Genomic DNA, 1244 nt, shown 5'->3' on the forward strand with positions numbered 1-1244 from the left:
CCGCCGCACGTCAGACGCTCTGGCGGGTGAAGCGTTGGTTGGCGCTGCCGTCGTAGGTCCATTGGGAGATGCGGGCGCCGTCGGCGGTGGAGTGTTCCCAGACGTCCATGGCCAGGCCGGAGGATCGGTTGATGAGGCTGATGCTGCCGCCGTGGTCGACGATGCGCCATTGCTGGGTTGTGGCGTCTGATTCGGGTTGTTGGGTGATGTCGGCGCCGGTGTTGTTGTTCGCCACCTGCAGGACGAGGTTGGAGTGGCGGGCTCTGATCCGGTAGTGGTCGTCGCCGGTGTCGATGAACTCGAACTGCTGGTTGGTCGCTCCGGTGGCCGGCCACTGGAGGAGCAGGGCCCCGGCCGCCGCCGATCGGGCGTCGATGTCGGCGAGTTTGCCGCTGTGCTGGGCGGTCAGGCGGTAGAGCCCGGTGGGCTCGGAGGGCCCTTCGTCCAGATCGGCTTCCCACCTGGTGTCGCTCCCGGCCGCATCTTGCGGGAGGCGGTCGCGGGCGGCGGTGTCGCCGTTCATGCTCCAGCGCGCCCAGTCGACGACGGTGTTCGGGAAGCGGTCGTCGCCCCAGAAGCTGGTGTGGCTGCCGCCGAGGAAGGTGAGGAATGCCTTGGGCCAGGTCAGCTCGTTGTAGGCCTGCCGGGCCGAGTCGTACCGCGTGAGGTCGTCACGGTCGCCGTGGACGAATACGACCTTGGCTGTGATCGAGGAGGCGGGGGTACCCATGTCCTCGCACGACTGCGGGTTGGCCGAGATGATGCGGCTGTCGGGCCAGGCGGTGAGCAGGCCGTGGGTGGTCATGCCGCCGAGGGAGTGGCCTGAGACGCCGAGGCCGATGTCGGTGTTGATGTGCCCGGCGAGCGGTCCGCTCGTGTTGAGGTTGAGGGTGTTGGTGAGGATCTGCGAGACGTCCTTCGACGGTTCGCCGCTGTAGACGTCGCCGGCGCCGCCGAAGTTGAAGTGCGGGGCGGGGACGATGAAGCCCGCGGCGGCCAGCGGCCGGATGAAGAACAGGGAGTTCTGCGGGCTGGAGCCCCAGCCGTGGGTGTAGTTGTAGACGGGGAAGACGCCGTCGGCGACCGGGGCGTTCGTCACCGGGTTGCCGCCGGGTGTGCCGGTGGCGGGGTAGTAGACGTAGGTGGTGCACGGGCGGCTGCCGCGGGTCCAGTCGTACCGGCGCACGCCGACCGCGAACGTCGCGGCCTGTGCCGTGTGTGGCGATCTGGGGGCGGCCGGTGCC

At 69.2% G+C, this 1244-nt stretch carries 1 protein-coding gene; it reads right to left on the reverse strand.

Annotated features, from left to right (window positions below; translation table 11 throughout):
* Positions 1-10: 10 nt before the first annotated feature.
* On the reverse strand, positions 11-1244 hold a 1234-nt coding region (locus ABD317_RS37055; protein ID WP_344296483.1), incomplete at its 5' end, for an RICIN domain-containing protein.

It is taken from the genome of Streptomyces synnematoformans (assembly GCF_039531005.1).
GTDB classification, from domain to species: Bacteria; Actinomycetota; Actinomycetes; order Streptomycetales; family Streptomycetaceae; genus Streptomyces; species Streptomyces synnematoformans.